16 protein-coding genes and 2 tRNA genes are annotated in these 15,434 nt (G+C 43.2%); 5 read left to right on the forward strand and 13 right to left on the reverse strand.

Going from position 1 to position 15,434, the window contains the following annotated elements; genetic code table 11:
* Window positions 1-18 precede the first annotated feature (18 nt).
* The 5 genes from E2R65_RS12290 to E2R65_RS12310 form a co-directional block, all read right to left on the reverse strand.
* Entirely contained in the window at window positions 19-1,521 is a 1,503-nt protein-coding gene (locus E2R65_RS12290; RefSeq protein ID WP_134336773.1) for a type IV secretory system conjugative DNA transfer family protein, read from the reverse strand.
* Window positions 1,522-1,590: 69 nt separating this feature from the next.
* Window positions 1,591-1,782, reverse strand: coding sequence for a hypothetical protein (locus E2R65_RS12295; protein ID WP_134336774.1), 192 nt, complete (start codon window positions 1,780-1,782; stop codon window positions 1,591-1,593).
* A gap of 145 nt (window positions 1,783-1,927) precedes the next feature.
* Window positions 1,928-2,200 (reverse strand): hypothetical protein, encoded by a 273-nt coding sequence (locus E2R65_RS12300; protein ID WP_134336775.1) that lies wholly within the window; start codon window positions 2,198-2,200, stop codon window positions 1,928-1,930.
* A 2-nt stretch (window positions 2,201-2,202) separates the two neighbouring features.
* Complete coding sequence (locus E2R65_RS12305; protein WP_134336776.1) at window positions 2,203-2,487, reverse strand: helix-turn-helix domain-containing protein; 285 nt, start codon at window positions 2,485-2,487, stop codon at window positions 2,203-2,205.
* Window positions 2,471-2,683: a hypothetical protein gene (locus E2R65_RS12310; protein WP_134336777.1), complete on the reverse strand. Its 213-nt coding sequence runs from the start codon at window positions 2,681-2,683 to the stop codon at window positions 2,471-2,473. Before E2R65_RS12310 ends, E2R65_RS12305 begins: the two co-directional genes overlap by 17 nt.
* Window positions 2,684-2,745: 62 nt before the next feature.
* Here E2R65_RS12310 and E2R65_RS12315 point away from each other — a divergent pair, with 62 nt between their 5' ends.
* Window positions 2,746-3,060 (forward strand): hypothetical protein, encoded by a 315-nt coding sequence (locus E2R65_RS12315; protein WP_134336778.1) that lies wholly within the window; start codon window positions 2,746-2,748, stop codon window positions 3,058-3,060.
* A gap of 93 nt (window positions 3,061-3,153) precedes the next feature.
* Window positions 3,154-4,269, forward strand: a complete 1,116-nt coding sequence (locus E2R65_RS12320) for a hypothetical protein (protein ID WP_134336779.1) — start codon at window positions 3,154-3,156, stop codon at window positions 4,267-4,269.
* 82 nt (window positions 4,270-4,351) lie between these two features.
* Here the strand turns inward: E2R65_RS12320 and E2R65_RS12325 are convergent.
* The 3 genes from E2R65_RS12325 to E2R65_RS12335 form a co-directional block, all read right to left on the reverse strand.
* A tRNA-Leu gene (locus tag E2R65_RS12325) sits at window positions 4,352-4,436 on the reverse strand.
* 67 nt (window positions 4,437-4,503) lie between these two features.
* Window positions 4,504-4,576, reverse strand: a tRNA-Gly gene (locus tag E2R65_RS12330).
* Between the two features lie 99 nt (window positions 4,577-4,675).
* Window positions 4,676-5,158, reverse strand: a complete 483-nt coding sequence (locus tag E2R65_RS12335) for a regulatory protein RecX (protein ID WP_134336780.1) — start codon at window positions 5,156-5,158, stop codon at window positions 4,676-4,678.
* 58 nt (window positions 5,159-5,216) lie between these two features.
* On the opposite strand from E2R65_RS12335, the gene E2R65_RS12340 reads away from it, so the two are divergent.
* A complete protein-coding gene (locus E2R65_RS12340) occupies window positions 5,217-7,676 on the forward strand; it encodes a bifunctional UDP-N-acetylmuramoyl-tripeptide:D-alanyl-D-alanine ligase/alanine racemase (RefSeq protein WP_134336781.1) in 2,460 nt (819 codons plus the stop codon).
* A 75-nt stretch (window positions 7,677-7,751) separates the two neighbouring features.
* Window positions 7,752-8,345, forward strand: a complete 594-nt coding sequence (locus tag E2R65_RS12345) for a DUF502 domain-containing protein (protein ID WP_134336782.1) — start codon at window positions 7,752-7,754, stop codon at window positions 8,343-8,345.
* On the opposite strand, the gene E2R65_RS12350 is transcribed toward E2R65_RS12345, so the two are convergent.
* The 4 genes from E2R65_RS12350 to E2R65_RS12365 all read right to left on the reverse strand — a co-directional run bounded on the left by E2R65_RS12350 (window position 8,337) and on the right by E2R65_RS12365 (window position 13,286).
* Complete coding sequence (locus E2R65_RS12350) at window positions 8,337-9,593, reverse strand: TCR/Tet family MFS transporter (RefSeq protein WP_134336783.1); 1,257 nt, start codon at window positions 9,591-9,593, stop codon at window positions 8,337-8,339. The genes E2R65_RS12345 and E2R65_RS12350 overlap by 9 nt on opposite strands.
* Before the next feature lie 12 nt (window positions 9,594-9,605).
* Window positions 9,606-10,868, reverse strand: a complete 1,263-nt coding sequence (locus tag E2R65_RS12355) for a TCR/Tet family MFS transporter (RefSeq protein ID WP_134336784.1) — start codon at window positions 10,866-10,868, stop codon at window positions 9,606-9,608.
* A 120-nt stretch (window positions 10,869-10,988) separates the two neighbouring features.
* On the reverse strand, window positions 10,989-11,696 hold the full coding sequence (locus E2R65_RS12360) for an LOG family protein (RefSeq protein WP_134336785.1): 708 nt from the start codon (window positions 11,694-11,696) through the stop codon (window positions 10,989-10,991).
* A 102-nt stretch (window positions 11,697-11,798) separates the two neighbouring features.
* On the reverse strand, window positions 11,799-13,286 hold the full coding sequence (locus E2R65_RS12365) for a sodium:solute symporter (protein WP_134336786.1): 1,488 nt from the start codon (window positions 13,284-13,286) through the stop codon (window positions 11,799-11,801).
* A gap of 204 nt (window positions 13,287-13,490) precedes the next feature.
* Here E2R65_RS12365 and trpA point away from each other — a divergent pair, with 204 nt between their 5' ends.
* Complete coding sequence (gene trpA / locus E2R65_RS12370) at window positions 13,491-14,261, forward strand: tryptophan synthase subunit alpha (protein WP_134337004.1); 771 nt, start codon at window positions 13,491-13,493, stop codon at window positions 14,259-14,261.
* A 3-nt stretch (window positions 14,262-14,264) separates the two neighbouring features.
* On the opposite strand, the gene nhaA is transcribed toward trpA, so the two are convergent.
* The gene (gene nhaA, locus E2R65_RS12375) at window positions 14,265-15,404 is read right to left on the reverse strand and encodes a Na+/H+ antiporter NhaA (protein WP_134336787.1); all 1,140 of its coding nucleotides are present in this window, start codon (window positions 15,402-15,404) and stop codon (window positions 14,265-14,267) included.
* Window positions 15,405-15,434: the final 30 nt, after the last annotated feature.

Here is a 15,434-nt window from a genome sequence, read left to right on the forward strand (position 1 = left end):
ATATTAAAATTTAAATAGTTACTTGTTTGGTTTGTAAAGTTGTGTGAACATGATTTTGGCATGGCTCTGATTATTGTTAAAACCATTGCCCTGCTTGTGCACGATGCCTTCTACGATATGATGGTTTATTGGCCCACCGGTTTTTAATCTTGCAAAATGCTCGGGGCGCAGCTGCCGTTCGAGCACCATCCCCGTGTTACGCGTTTTTGAGAAATCCTTAGCCATGGTAAAGCCACTGGAGATATCTTCATAGTAAATATCACCCACAAGGTCTGAACCGTAAATATTGCTCTCTATATCCGCATTGGCGTGAAAGATTTTGGTGCCCAATGTGCCAAGGAAAGATTTAACTTTGTACTCGCCACCTGTGCCACCAAGGGCAGCAAAATAGTTTGGCAGGTTTTGTGAAATATAAACGGTAGCTATCTTGCTGCTCCGCGCTGTTGCCTGAAACTCGGCATCATGCTCGTGCAAAAAATGCTGGGCTTCATCCGCCCATAAAAACACAGGGCGAGGGTTGTTCGCAACATTACGCTTTTCCATTGCCCGCTGCCAGATATATTTGAACAGGATCTGGCAGTCACGACCGACGTGCTGATAAGTTTTAACAGGCAGGTTAACAATAATAATTTTGCCCTTTAAACTATCCTCGGGCGTAACATTCGAGTGCTTTTTGCAAAACAGGGAATATACCGGTTCCTGCAATAGGTGAAACAGAAAGCCTGATAAACTAAAGTCAACAATTGACCTGGTTTTTTCGCTCAGGTTCTTGAAGCCTGTCATGAAAAACTGGTCGAGCATTTTAAAAGCGCGTGCGCCAGCTACGTGTTCTAGGTAATCAACCTCGTTTACCAAAGCCCTGTTTTCCGGGGAAAGGGATTCACGCCATTCTGTGATGCCTTTCATAACTTTCAGCCGTGCTGCGTTGTAAGCCTTGAAAAAGGGCTTTTCGCTTTTCTCCACCATCTCTATCGTTACAACATCTTTATTTGACGGGATGGTTTGGACGATATCAAAGATTTCTTGTATGGAGATGCGATTATAAGCCAACTTGGTTAGGTCAATAACATTGCTAATAAGCATATCTAGTGCGGTCTCCCAAAAAGGATCGTCAGATTTACCTTTATCCTTTTGTTCGGCAGCACGGATAACCGTTTTTAACACCTGTACAATATTGGTGGTGAGAGGGATATTAGTGCTAGTTTGCGTTGCTTCGTATTCCAGGAAGTTAAAATACTTGCCGCCACCCGGTTCAATCACGATCAGATCATCGCTGCGGCCCGCTAATCGGCAGTATTCTTCAAATAATTCTTTTTCGCCGGGCTTTGCCGTTAGCACCAACCCGCCAAAACCATTAGTTAAATATTTAAGTGCAAGCAATCTGCCCGAACCCGTTGTTTTTCCGCTCCCAATTCCGCCAAAAATTTGTACGCCTTCTACAGCATCTCTGATGCGCCACGGGGTTACCCCAGAGGCTGATTTAAAATCTATCAGCGTTGTATCTAAATCGAATGCTTCCATGTTGTTTTTGTAAATTGTGTTTGTTAAATAGAGCCACCAGTAAACTCCCTACAGGTGGCTCTTGGTTCATCATTTTTTAATGCGGTTGTTAAAATCCGTATTTGACATGCTGTTGCCGTATGAATTGTGGCGGCCGCCATTGTCAATGATGATACCATTTCCCGGCCTGATGGTTACGCTGCTTGAACCGTTAACATACTTGTTAGCGTCATTGCTGCTTTGTTTGTAACCGTTTTTGGCCATGTCAGATTCTCTGCTCATGACTGAAAATGATTTAGCATTAATCCTACTCTTTAAAGCGTTTTCGGTTCCCGCTGCCGCTCTTTTAAGTGTTTAGGCGCTTCCACTATTGCAATCTCCTTTTTGTGGCACGTATTGGCTTATACAGTGCCGTTGCAGATATCTCTTAATCTTTATCCATTTCCCGATCATCGTAGCCGGTCATATCTTTGCCGGTTTCTTTAAACCAATCATCTTTAAGCCAATCTGGTAGATAGCTCTGATCTTTATCATGTTCCTTTGAGTTTTCCATACCTGCTTTTAATGCGTCTAACTCCGGGCTTCGGGTTCTTACCTGACTTATTAAATCAGCTATTTCGGGGGACACCTTGTTTAACCCGTAACCCAGATTATACATGTCAGCAAATTCCTGGTCACTTAAAAATTTTTGCTCATTCATCTTTAAAATGTATTACGTGCATTAATCTCTAGAAAAGCTAGAATGGATTCACGGTCGTAGAGGATCACTTTAGGGGTAGGCTGGGTGTATCGGATTTTGCCTTCATCTCTATAACTTTGTAAGGTTGTTTTGCTCTTAACCCCAAGTAATATCATCGCTTGCTCGCCTGTAATCCATTTAACTTCCACTGCCTCGGTGCTTTTAAGACGTTTATATAAATTTTCCACAAGGTGGAAGAAGGCCGGTTCTTCTAAGCATATAAATTTTGCTTCAATTTTGCTCTCCATCTTTTAAGCTATTTATTTCTTGATCTTCTTCTTCTTTTTCAGCGAGCCAAGCCCAACTCGTGAGTTTTCTAGAAACATAATCACCATCTACCGTGAGCTCGTCGTTAATTTCTAGGTTATCACCCATGCCTAATAGCTCAGCAACGACAGCCGCGGGTCCCTTATCTACAAATAATTTAAAGCGCATAATTTTCATTCGTAAAAGTTATTCTTGACAGTTGGTTAAAAATATGTATATATAGTTGTGAGGTGACGAGATTGGAACATACGGACAACTTTGCTGATAACTGGCGAATCCAAGGTGAGGGTCCTAAACCGTTGGAGCTTTCCTCTATAGATCAATTTATTGATACCTATGGACGTGAACAAGCAATTGGATATATTCGCGCCATAAGAGATATGGTGAATGAGATAGAATACGCAGCCTATGATACGAGACCGAATGTTGGTCTCGGCTCTAGGCCATTGACTCGAATGAAAAACAATTTGAAAAAGTTGCTGCTTCATAAAGAAAATTTTTTGTTGGTTGCCGAGGACAAATTGAAAATTCGGACTAGCCCAAACCCCGGCTAGCACAGTACAAAGTTGAATTGATTTGTATCTATTTGGTGTTTTTCGTAAATTTCATTTTCTATTTTGAAAACGTCTTGACTCAAAAATCGACCAATGGACATTCCAAACGAAGTTTATATCAAATTCTATGAAGCCATAAAAATTAAGTTTCTAAAAACCATCCCATCAGAAATCAGAAATCAAATTGCTGATACCGATGTAAATTTTTGGACACAGGAAATACCAGACACAAAAGGTGACACCTATTTTTTTAAAGCTTTCGGATCGATTACTTCCGCGCCACGTCACTTTTATACTAAATATCTTAATGCTGTTAAGGATGATAAAGGTTTTCAAAGAGAGGGAGATACCTTGATTTGGCGGTTGCTTGTAGATTTTTTTGGGCTTGCTTATCCTAAGGAACTAGTAGAACAGAGTATAGATCCGAAAACTAAAGCAAAGGTGATGTTTCAAACCTTCGTCGAAGGTTACACACCGGTATTAGCGTTTAAGTACCCGGAACTTAAAATCTTTGATAAGTTAAATGGAGTGTTTCTGGATAATGGTGAAGTCCCACTTAATGACAAAGTTGATATTTTAAATTTGATGGAGGCGGAAAACAGACCGTCCTCGCTAAAATTTTCATTAGAATTTAGAACCGGCTATTTACCGAAGACTCCGGTATTACGCAAAGAATGGCTTCGTCGATATCTTGAATATTCTCGGGACATTAAAACCTCGTCTTTTTATACTAAAGATCCGTCAACTCTAAAAGCTATTCAAGCTTTCGAGGATTACATTGTCAAATTTTTAAGTCATGTAGAGAAGCAAGAGTGGAGTGTTGTTAAAGATTTTTTGTGTGAAGTGCAACCAATAGATCATGAAGATCATTACCCAAGTTTTTACAGATATTTTAAAACGTTAGCTCGAATTAGAGAAATACACTGCTGGGATTTTATGTTTATGGAGGGGTTTGGCGAATGCAAAGTGTTTATAAAAGGTATAAGGTGGGAGCAGAACTGGCTGAAACAGAAAAAGTATAAGCTTTTCTTCACGGTATGCATAATAAGAGTTGGGCTTTTAGAGATGCCAGGGCACAAAATTCTGGGTATAAGTAACGTCGAGCCTTTATTCAATAATATTGACTTAAAAGGATGGATCGACGATGAAGACGAATGGGACTTATTCCGTGCTGAAAAACGACGAGATGACTTCGAAAGTGCAGATTGACAGTCGTAATATATGTTGTACCTATGTTGTACCCAAACAAAAAAGCGATTAGTGTCTTTCACCTAATCGCTTCATTTTCAAGTACTCAGAGCGGGAATCGAACCCGCACTCCTTTAACGGGAACAGGATTTTAAGTCCTGCGTGTCTACCAGTTCCACCATCTGAGCAGGCGGGAGCCCCGAAGATCGGGGTTAACCTTTTAAAAATAAATCCCTTCTGTTAGAAAGGGATTTGAGCGAAAGACGAGATTCGAACTCGCGACCCCGACCTTGGCAAGGTCGTGCTCTACCAACTGAGCTACTTTCGCATTGGTATTTCCTACTTAGCATTACTGCGTTTGCGGGAGTGCAAATATAGACAGAAATGAACGTTCTGCAAGTAAAAATAAAACTTTTTTTAAAGTTTTTTATAACTCGCTGTTTTTCAAAACCTCAGCAGTAAGGTCGGTTTCAAATCCGCGGCTTAAAGCATATTGCTGTAATTTGTATCTGCGTTTATAGGGGTCTTTCTCTGGCAATGTGGCTGCTTTTTTTTCTATTAAACGGGTTAGCGTATTGATATATTCGCCGGCGTCTATCTGTAAAAGAGCTTTTTTTATTAATACAGGCGATACATTTTTAAATTTTAAACCCTGCTTTATCTTAATTTTCCCCCATCCTTTTTGATTGAACTTTCCTTTGGTGTAAGCCTTGGCAAAACGCTCTTCGTTTAAAAAATTCCCTTCAATTAACCTGCTGATAATATTCTCTACTGCATCCGTCCACAAGCCCCAATCATACAGTTTGTTACGCACTTCCTGCTGCGAACGTTCCTGGTAGGCGCAGTAATGTTCGGCCTTTGCCAGGGCAATGTTTACATCGGTGATCTTAACTTTTTTAGGGGTATCCATCAAAACCAAAATTCGTTAAAAATTCTTCTATTCACATAAATATAAGCAAATTCGTGTTATGCAAAGCTCTTACACAATCAATGATGTAAAACAGATTATTCATGCTGCCGGTGATGTTGTTAGCCATGCTGCCATAAGTATATTGCTTACAGATAGCCGCCGTATTAGTAACCCGGCATGTTGCCTTTTTTTTGCATTGGGCGGCAGGAGGGATGGGCACGAATTTATTGCCGATGCCTATACCGCCGGCGTACGTAACTTTGTGGTGAGCCGGCAGCAGGATACCATTATGCCCGATGCCAACTTTTTGATAGTGGCCGATGTGCTGAGTGCTTTACAGTTGTTGGCGGCGCATCACCGTAAACAGTATCATTTAGAGGTGATCGGTATTACCGGCAGCAATGGAAAAACCATTGTAAAAGAGTGGCTGTATCAGCTCATGAGCCCCGAAAAAAATATTGTACGCAACCCTAAAAGCTATAACTCGCAAATAGGCGTACCACTTTCGGTATGGCAGATCAACCAAACACATAACCTGGGTATTTTTGAGGCCGGTATCTCTACTACCGGCGAAATGGATAGGCTGGAGGCTGTTATCCGGCCAACTATTGGCGTGCTAACCCATATCGGTACGGCACATGATGAAGGTTTTAGTTCGGCAGAAGAAAAATTATCCGAAAAGCTTAAACTGTTTAAAAACTGCAGTCAGCTTATTTATAACTATGATGTTTTGCTGGATCATAAGGACGAACTTAAAACGCGCCATTGTTTTTCCTGGAGCCGTAAATTTAACCAAGCTGATCTGTATGTTTTTAGCGAGACCACCATCTCCGGCAAGTATTATATGCGTGCCATCTATCAGGAACAAGAGGTAGAATGCCTGCTGCCTTACCGTGACGAAGCATCTGTAGAAAATGCGATTGTGTGCTGGGCCACCATGCTGGCTATGGGCTACAGCCCGGCCGATGCAGACGACCGTATCGAGCGGCTTGCAGCCGTAAGCATGCGTTTAGAGTTAAAGCACGGTATTAACGATTGCTCTGTTATAGATGATTCGTATAACTCGGATATTCAGTCGTTAGAAATAGCCCTTAATTTTTTAAACCAGCAAAACCAGCACCAAAAAAAAACGCTTATCCTGTCAGATATTTATCAATCGGGTTTGCAGCAGGATGCCTTGTACAGGCAGGTAGCCCAAATGGTAAGCACTAAACAGGTTGACAGGTTTATTGGCGTAGGTACGTTTTTACAGCAGTTTAAAAATGACTTTAATTTGCCGCAAATGCATTTCTATGCGGATACCGCTGCCTTGCTTAAAGACCTTAATAAACTGCATCTGCAGGGAGAAACCATCCTGATCAAAGGCTCCCGCAGTTTTGGATTTGAGAAGATAAGCCGTGCGCTGGTACAAAAAGCGCACGAAACCGTTTTAGAGATCAATCTGAATACACTGCTTAATAATCTTAATTTTTATAAAGCGAAGGTAAAGCCCGGCGTTAAGATAATGGCTATGGTTAAAGCATTTTCTTATGGCAGCGGCACTTTCGAGGTGGCCAATATGCTGCAATATAACAGGGTAGATTACCTGGCTGTGGCTTATACGGATGAAGGCGTTGAACTGCGCGAGAACGGGATAACTTTGCCTGTAATGGTTTTAAATCCCGAGCCCGAATCTTATGACAAACTGGTAGCCTATAAATTAGAACCGGCAATTTACAGCTTTTCTTTACTGGATGAATTTGTAAAGTTTGCGCAAGACGAGGATGTGATGAACTACCCGGTACATCTTAAAATAGATAGTGGGATGCATCGGGTGGGTTTTGAAGCTTTTGAGGTAGAAACACTTTGCGACCTGCTGGAGGTTAACCCGTATATACGTGTACAATCTGTTTACTCGCACCTGGTAGCCAGCGATGCCGAGCAGCACGACCTGTTTACCATGCAGCAGATAAGCATATTTGAAAAGGCTTTTAAGCAGATTGAAGATGCCCTGGGCTACACGGTAATTAAGCATATCAGTAATACATCGGGTATTACGCGCTGGCCGAATGCACAATATGATATGGTTAGGCTGGGCATAGGCCTATATGGCGTAGATGCTGCCATTCCGCGCGAAGAAAGCGGGCTGCAGCCGGTTGCAACGCTTAAAACAACGGTATCGCAAGTAAAAAAAATACCCGCTGCAGAAACCATTGGATACAACCGTAACGGTAGCCTTAAGGCAGATGGTAAAATTGCCACCGTACGTATAGGGTATGCCGATGGCTACCTGCGTGCATTTGGCAACGGGGTAGGCCGCATGCTGGTTAACGGAAAGCCGGTACCAACGGTTGGCAATATTACTATGGATATGTGTATGCTGGATGTAAGCAGTGTTGAGGTAAAAGAAGGCGACGAGGTGATTGTATTTAACGATCAGCAACGGATAGAAGAGCTGGCCCTGCAGATTGGCACCATTCCTTATGAAATACTAACAAATATTTCGCAGCGGGTAAAAAGGGTGTACTTTTACGAGTAGATAGATAAATGTGTAGATCTTAGATGAGCAGATAGATCATTAAGATCACTTATGCACTAAATCACTAATTAAAGAATGAAGAGGATCTTTGGAATATTACTTAATTATTTTGTAAAAGGGTTGCTGATTGTGGTGCCGCTTGGCGCTGCTTTCTTCCTGATGTTTTGGGTGGTATCGCGCATAGATACCGGGTTGAACCTGAGTACCGAAATTTTAGTTGATAGCCAGGGTAAACCACTTTATGTACCCGGTTTAGGCATTTTAACGGTGATTATTATTATACTGATTGCCGGTGTACTGGTAACTAACGTAATTACCGACCCGATCAAAAAATGGTTTATGCGCTGGCTAAACCGGGTACCGCTATTTAAATTTCTGTACTCGTCTATCAAAGATCTTACCGAGGCATTTGTGGGGGAAGAAAAGAAGTTTAATGAGCCGGTTTTAGTGGAAGTGAATGAATCCGGACTCAAAAAAATTGGTTTTCTGGTGCAAAAAGACATGAAATCGCTTGACCTGCCGGGCGAGGTTGCGGTTTATTTCCCTATGTCGTACTCATTTGCCGGGCAGGTTGTAATTGTATCGGCAGATAAGGTAAAGCCCATCAACCGCAGCGCGGCCGAAGTGATGAAGTTTGTGATCTCTGGTGGTGTAAGCGGGTTACACTAAGGGCGACCCGGGCAGTTTATGCGAATCTTCCTTTTTGTTAAAACTGCGTATTGTTAAAATAATGGCAATAAACATCAGCACGGCCCCCATCAAAAATGGCGCCCCTGGGAAATATATCGCCGCATCTTTTTTGGTGAAATGATGGAAGAGTGTGGTCATCATCAACGGGCCTATAATAGTGGTTAAACTAACCAAACTGGCTAAAGCACCCTGTAGTTCACCCTGCTCATTTGCCGGCACGTTATCTGATATAAAACCCTGCAGGGCCGTACCGCCGATGCCGCCCATGCAATAAGGGATCATATAAACATACATCAGCCAGCCCACATTGTTAAATGCGATAAATATTAAGCCGATACCATAAAAGGTGATGCCGGCCATAATATTTTTACGCAGGCCGAATTTGGGGATGGTCCATCGTACAAAGCCGCCTTGTATAGCCGCTATAAGCAAGCCTATAAAAATCCCCAATGCGCTGATGCTGTGTAACGTCCATTGAAATTTTTCTATCAGGTAAAACGGCAGTACGCTTTCAATGGCTTTTTGGCCAATATAAACAATGGTGTAAGCGGTTATCAGCGTACTGATAGCCAGCGAATATTTTCTTAACCTTAACAAAGAGCCTACCGGGTTGGCGCGTTTCCATTCAAAGCGGCGGCGGTTTCTTAGGATCAAAGATTCTGGCAATACAAAATAACCGTAAAGGGCGTTAAGCAGTGCCAGGCCGGCGGCTACAATAAAGGGCAGCTTTATCCAGTAAGCGCCTAAAAAGCCACCCAGGCCAATACCTAAAATAAAACCAAGCCCTGTTGCTGCACCTATCAGGCCAAAGTTTTGTGCCCGTTTATCGCCGCTGCTTACATCGGCAATATAGGCTGTTGCGGTTGTGGTGCTGGCACCGGCTATGCCGGCAATAAAGCGGCCTACAAAAAGCCACACAATGGTTGGGGCAAAAGCCATAAACAGGTAATCGATGCCAAAACCAATTAATGAGAAGAGCAATACCGGCCTGCGGCCTATCATATCGCTCAGGTTGCCCAATACCGGGGCAAACAAAAACTGCATAGATGCATAGGTAAAAGTTAACCAGCCACTATACTGACTGGCCATGCTGATATCAACATGCCCTAATTCTTCCAGCAGCTTTGGCAAAATAGGGATAATGATGCCCAGGCCAAGCACATCGATGAATATCGTTATAAAAATAAATCCTAAAGCAGCTTTGCCGTGTTGAACGGTTTTGTCCATAATTATCGGCAATTAATGTAAGCCGCTGTTATAAGATGTATTCATATCAGTTTGTTTCTCTTTTTTAAAACTTCTTACTGCAAGCACGGCACCTATCAGCATTAAAACGGCTGCAACATAGTAGGGCGCTCCCGGTAAATATACAGGCGCTTTGGGGCTGGTGAAATAATAAAATACGTATGTCATAAACCAGGGGCCGAATATCGAGCTCAGGCTCATCAGGCTGGTAAGGCCGCCTTGCAGTTCTCCCTGCTCGTTTTTAGGCACCTCGTTAGTCATTACTCCCTGTAATGCCGGGCCGCAAATGCCGCCAAGCGAATAGGGGATCATAAAGGCAAACATCATCCAGCTTTGGTTGGCCAGGCCAAACAGCAGCATACCCACGGCATAAATAAGCAGGCCAAGCCAGATACTTCTGTTTTGGCCAAGTTTTGGAATAGCCACCCTGATCAGCCCGCCCTGTACAATTGCGATCATTAAACCTATAAAGCCCAGCGAATAGCCAACCACATCTTCTGTCCATTTAAATTTTTCCATGGTGTAAAATGTCCATACGCTTTGTACGGCATGGCTGGCAAAGTAAACGATGAACAAACAGGCAGCCAGGCCAATTACGGCCGGATATTTTTTTAGTTGTAATAAAGAGCCCAGTGGGTTGGCGCGTTTCCAGTCAAACTCACGGCGGTGTTCCTTATCCAATGATTCGGGCAGGATGAAGAAGCCGTAAGCGGCGTTTATTAATGCCAGTGCGGCTGCAGCATAAAAAGGGTAATGTGTATCCATTTTGCCCAAAACACCGCCTATTACCGGCCCTATAATAAACCCAAGGCCAAATGCCACGCCGATCATTCCGAAATTTTGCGCACGTTTTTCGGGCTCGCTTACATCAGCTATGTAGGCAGATGCTGTGGTGAAGCTGGCGCCGGTAATACCGGCAATGATCCGCCCAACAAACAGCCAGCCAATGGTAGGTGCAAACGCCAGGAAAAGATAATCTACCCCAAAGCCTAATAACGAGAGCAGCAGTACCGGCCTGCGGCCATATTTATCGCTCAGGTTACCCACCAGCGGCGAAAACAGGAATTGCATTACGGCATAAGCTACCAGTAACAGGCCCGAATAGCGCGAAGCCTGGCTGATATCGCCATGGATCAGCTTTTCTATCAACTTAGGGAAAACAGGGATGATGATGGCTAAACCTATCACATCAATCAGCAGCGTAATAAAAATAAAGCTTAGTGCAGCCTTTTTTTTGGGTTGGGTAAGCGCGTCCATTATCGTAAAATAACAACTAATAATTTATATTATCTATTAATTATTAGATAATGTTTGGCAGGTGAGCCGTGTAAAAAAGGCATCTCTATTAAAAAATGAGATGCCTTTTTGTGTTTGAAATTAAAAGTTGGGCTTTAACACATACTTGTCGTAAAAACGGAAGATATGTTCTGCGGCTTCTTCGGCGGTATCTACCACACGGTAAAGGTTCAGGTCGTCGGCGCTGATGTTATGCTCGTTGGCCAGCATCTTTTCTTCTACCCATTTAAACAGGCCTCCCCAGTAATCTACGCCTAAAAAAACAATTGGGAAGCGGGCAATTTTACCGGTTTGTATTAAAGTCATCGCCTCAAAAGATTCGTCCATGGTACCAAAGCCACCCGGCAGGATGATAAAGCCCTGCGAGTATTTCATAAACATTACCTTACGGATAAAAAAGTAATCAAACTCCAATATCTTATCCCTGTCGATGTATTTGTTATGAAACTGCTCGAATGGCAGCTCGATATTCAACCCAACCGATTTGCCACCGGCTTCATAAGCGCCTTTGTTGGCTGCCTCCATAATGCCCGGGCCACCGCCGGATATTACGCCATAGCCGCGCTCGGTTAACAGCCGTGCGGTATTTTCTGCCAGCTTGTAATACTTATTGTCGTTATGGGTACGTGCAGACCCAAAAATGGATACGCAGGGGCCTATTTTAGCCAGTTTTTCAAAGCCGTCAACAAATTCGGCCATTATTTTAAAGATCTGCCAGGAGTCGGTTACCTTAATTTCCTGCCAGTTTTTGTTCTCAAACGCTTCTCTTATTTTTTCTTCACCAGTCATGATAGTAGATTAGTCCGGAAATGGTAAATGCCGAAATTCCGGAAGTAATTAGTCAATTATACTACAATAATATTTGATTTAGGTTTTGGCGTGCTGTTAAGCCTATACGGCAACCGTAACGCCAGGTTTTCGGTGCGAGCTTAACCACAGGCCGGCAAAAGTAATTAATCCGTTCACAATGATCAGTTCGTTATCAAAAACATAGCCGCCCAGCAGTTTTTTTGACTCTGTGCTGAGGAAGTAACAAACCGCCGGCGATACCAGGCAAATAAACGGCACCAGTTTATCGTTCACCTGCCTTTTGCTTACAAACAAGCCAAAGCTGTAAAGGCCTAATAAGGGGCCGTAGGTGTAAGAGGCTACTTTGAATATGGCCGTAACCACCGCATCATTATTAAGGGCGTTAAAGGCAATAATAGTGAGGAACATTAACCCGGAAAAAGCAATGTGCACATAATGCCGTACGTTAACCATTTTTTTACTGTTCACGTCGCCCCGTTTGTTAAAGTTCAAAAAATCTACACAAAAGGATGTGGTAAGTGCCGTAAGCGCCGAATCTGTAGTGGCAAATGTTGCCGCGGTTAGGCCCAGCATAAATACCATGGCCGGTATAATGCCCAGGTATTGCAAGGCGATGGTAGGGTACAGGTAGTCGGTTTTAGCTACGGTAATGCCATTGCGCTGGGCATACATATATAGCAAGGCGCCAACGCTTAAAAAGAAAATGTTGATCACCACAAAAACAGCCGTGAAGCTGAACATGTTCTTCTGCGCCTCTTTGATGTTTTTCAGGCTCAGGTTTTTCTGCATCAGGTCCTGGTCAAGCCCGGTCATGCCTATGGTAATAAACATGCCGCCTAAAAATTGCTTGCTCAGGTGGAAATGGCTGCTTACAAAATCATCCAGAAAAAAGATTTTGGAGTAGCTGCTATTTTTGATAGCCTCGGCCGCCTGGAAAATGTTGTAATGCAGGCTGTCGCAAATAAAATAGATAGACAGGAACACCGATGATACCAGGAACAGGGTTTGCAGGCTATCGGTAATAATAATGGTTTTTAAGCCGCCTTTAAAGGTGTACGACCAGATGAGCACCAAACAGATGAGCACCGTTACGGCAAAAGGTACGCCATAGCTGTCGAAAATAAATTTTTGCAACACGATGACCACCAGATACAGCCTGAACGACGACCCGATAGTGCGGCTTAACAAAAAGATGCCGGCCGCTGTTTTATAGCTCCAGGTGCCCAGGGCCTGTTCTATATAGCTGTAAATAGAGGTAAGTTTTAAGCGATAGTAAAGTGGCAGCAGCACGGTGGCTATGATGATGAAACCAGCGGCGTTGCCCAGCACAAATTGAAAATAAGCAAACTGATCGCCGCTGGGTGCGCCAACTTTACCGGGTACGGATATAAAGGTAACCCCGCTAAGTGCCGTGCCGATCATCCCAAAGGCTACCAGGTACCATTTAGAATTGCGGTTAGCCACAAAAAAGGTATCGTTATCTGATGATTTTTTGGAGGTGAGGTATGATATAACCAGCAATACCAAAAAGTAACCGATGATGAAGGAGAGTAATATTCCGGGCGACATAATTCTTCGGGTTTATGATGCATCTGCCATAAAACAGATTGCCCTAAAGTAGCAGTTTAAGCTATACCAAACAAGGCAAGTGTTATTGCAGGTAAAGCAAAATATGTTATTTATATCGGAAAAGATATTTATTAAAGATATTTTTGCTGATGCCTGCCGGATTTTTTTTGCGGGTAACTGATCATGGCTAACACAACCGCTCCGATGAACCGACTGAACCAACTATTTGCAGCAAAAAGTAAAAACCTGCTTTCTATATATTACACAGCCGGTTACCCCCAATTAAATACCACAGTTGATATTGCTGAAGCGCTTGAAAAAGCCGGGGCAGATTTTTTGGAGATCGGTTTCCCATATTCAGACCCTGTTGCCGACGGGCCAACCATCCAGCACAGTTCACAAACAGCGCTGGATAACGGCATGAACCTGAATTTGCTGTTTGAGCAATTGAAAGATCTGCGCAGCCGTGTAAGTATCCCCATTTTGCTGATGGGCTATGTAAACCCCATTGTACAATACGGCGTCGAGCGTTTTTGCAAGGCGGCAGCAGCTGTTGGTGTAGATGGCGTTATTGTGCCAGACCTGCCCATGTATGAGTACGAAATGCTTTACAGCAATTATTTTACAGATAATGGCTTAAGCAATATATTTTTGGTAACCCCGCAAACATCAGCAGAGCGTATCCGCAAGATAGATGAATTGAGCAACAGCTTTATTTACCTGCTTTCATCATCATCCATAACCGGGGGCAGCCTGCAGCTTACCGATAGTATTGAGGGCTACTACAACCGTATTAAGGCGATGGAACTGAAAAACCCAACCATTATAGGTTTTGGTATCTCTGATCACACATCGTTTAGTAAAGCCTGCCAATATGCCAATGGCGCCATTGTAGGCAGTGCGTTTGTTAAGCTATTGGGCCAGGCGGATTATATGGAAAAGATCCCGGCATTTATCGGTAACATTAAGGCTTAACCCTTACTTATTTTTTACTGATTTTAAGAGCATGTAGCCCATAAATGCTGTTAAAGAGGAGGCTACCAGGATAGTAAGCTTTGCTTCGTTTTGAATAGCCGCATTGTTAAAGGATAGCAGGGTGATGAAGATAGACATGGTAAAACCTATCCCTGCTAATTGCCCGATCCCCCAAACCTGTACCCATTTTACCTTGTGTGCCAACTGCGAAAGCCGCAGTTTTACAGCCAGCCAGCTAAATACGGTAATGCCGATAGGCTTGCCTAATATTAAACCAAGCAAAATGCCGGCCGATAGGGGGTTGATGGCATTGCCGCCCTTTAAACCTTCTGCAATATTGATATTGGCATTGGCCAGTGCAAAAACCGGGATAATTAAAAAGTTAACGGGGTTTTCTAAAAGATGAATGAGTTTTTTTAACGGGCTGTAGTTATCCTTTGTTTTATAAGGGATGGCCATAGCGGTTAAAACACCCGCCACCGTGGCATGGATGCCGGTGTGATGGATAAAATACCATAAAAATACGCCTGTAACCAAATAAACCCAAATATGGCGTATGTTAAGCTTGTTAAACAGTAGCTGCAAGCCAAAGGTGCCGGCAGCCAAAGCCAGATAGGTTAAATTGATACCTGCCGAATAAAACAGGGCTATTACCAGTATAGCGCCCAAGTCATCTACTATAGCCAGGGCTTTTATAAATACCTGCAAGGATAGCGGTACTTTTGATTTGATAACATTGATGATAGCTACTACAAAGGCAATATCCGTAGCCATGGGTATTCCCCAGCCCTGGGCGGTTGCTGTGTTATGGTTTACCAGGTAATAGAGCAAGGCCGGCACCAGCATGCCGCCAACTGCCGCAAAAACAGGCAAGGTGGCAGATCGCAGATTGGATAGTTCGCCGTTAAGCGCCTCGTCTTTGATCTCTAAACCAACCAGCAAAAAAAATATAGCCATCAGGCCGTCATTAATCCACCCAATAGTAGGATAGGGGCCTAAATGCGCCTGCAATAAATTGTTAAAAGGTAAATTTAAACCGGTGTTAGCAATAAGTAAGGCTATAATTATGCATATCACCAGGATACTGCCACCTGTTGCATAAGAGCGGATAAATTCGTTAAACTGTTTTAGTTGTCTGATCAATGGTGGAGCGGGTAAGTAGCGTAAAGATAA

The organism is Mucilaginibacter phyllosphaerae (genome assembly GCF_004378255.1).
Classification (GTDB): domain Bacteria; phylum Bacteroidota; class Bacteroidia; order Sphingobacteriales; family Sphingobacteriaceae; genus Mucilaginibacter; species Mucilaginibacter phyllosphaerae.

Coding starts and splice junctions, on each gene's coding strand:
- E2R65_RS12320 (WP_134336779.1), top strand. CDS start 3,154: ATGGACATTCCAAACGAAGTTTATATCAAATTCTATGAAGCCATAAAA.
- E2R65_RS12365 (WP_134336786.1), bottom strand. CDS start 13,286: ATGTCGCCCGGAATATTACTCTCCTTCATCATCGGTTACTTTTTGGTA.
- E2R65_RS12305 (WP_134336776.1), bottom strand. CDS start 2,487: ATGGAGAGCAAAATTGAAGCAAAATTTATATGCTTAGAAGAACCGGCC.
- E2R65_RS12300 (WP_134336775.1), bottom strand. CDS start 2,200: ATGAATGAGCAAAAATTTTTAAGTGACCAGGAATTTGCTGACATGTAT.
- E2R65_RS12290 (WP_134336773.1), bottom strand. CDS start 1,521: ATGGAAGCATTCGATTTAGATACAACGCTGATAGATTTTAAATCAGCC.
- E2R65_RS12345 (WP_134336782.1), top strand. CDS start 7,752: ATGAAGAGGATCTTTGGAATATTACTTAATTATTTTGTAAAAGGGTTG.
- E2R65_RS12295 (WP_134336774.1), bottom strand. CDS start 1,782: ATGAGCAGAGAATCTGACATGGCCAAAAACGGTTACAAACAAAGCAGC.
- E2R65_RS12335 (WP_134336780.1), bottom strand. CDS start 5,158: ATGGATACCCCTAAAAAAGTTAAGATCACCGATGTAAACATTGCCCTG.
- E2R65_RS12340 (WP_134336781.1), top strand. CDS start 5,217: ATGCAAAGCTCTTACACAATCAATGATGTAAAACAGATTATTCATGCT.
- E2R65_RS12355 (WP_134336784.1), bottom strand. CDS start 10,868: ATGGACGCGCTTACCCAACCCAAAAAAAAGGCTGCACTAAGCTTTATT.
- E2R65_RS12350 (WP_134336783.1), bottom strand. CDS start 9,593: ATGGACAAAACCGTTCAACACGGCAAAGCTGCTTTAGGATTTATTTTT.
- trpA (WP_134337004.1), top strand. CDS start 13,491: ATGAACCGACTGAACCAACTATTTGCAGCAAAAAGTAAAAACCTGCTT.
- E2R65_RS12360 (WP_134336785.1), bottom strand. CDS start 11,696: ATGACTGGTGAAGAAAAAATAAGAGAAGCGTTTGAGAACAAAAACTGG.
- E2R65_RS12310 (WP_134336777.1), bottom strand. CDS start 2,683: ATGAAAATTATGCGCTTTAAATTATTTGTAGATAAGGGACCCGCGGCT.